This window comes from Pseudomonas sp. NCIMB 10586, from assembly GCF_023127895.1.
Lineage (GTDB): Bacteria > Pseudomonadota > Gammaproteobacteria > Pseudomonadales > Pseudomonadaceae > Aquipseudomonas > Aquipseudomonas synxantha_A.
Genome location: NZ_SPKQ01000045.1, coordinates 163,773 through 164,032 on the forward strand (window position 1 = coordinate 163,773; position 260 = coordinate 164,032).

Sequence of the window (260 nt, forward strand, 5' to 3'; positions counted from 1 at the left end):
ACCAGCGCCGTTGGTGACGATGTTGCCAAGCTGGGTACTGAAGCTGTTGCCCAGGTTGGTAATGGACGTATTGAGGCTGGTGCCCAGGTCGGTGACCGAGGTGTTGGTGGCATTCAACTGGCTGCCGTTTACCGCGTCGGTGCTGGTGGCCGAAACCCGCCCAGCCGCGACATTGCTGATCTGCCGTTCGGCACCGACGGCACCAACGCTGAGCACGCCCACAGGCGCAGTACCGGCGTAATTGTAAGTGGTGCCATTGA

At 61.2% G+C, this 260-nt stretch carries 1 protein-coding gene; it reads right to left on the minus strand.

The genetic code is table 11. The annotated features are described in order from the left end of the window. The coding region (locus E4P01_RS20685; RefSeq protein ID WP_282443003.1) for a hypothetical protein at window positions 1–260 on the minus strand (260 nt) is incomplete at both ends.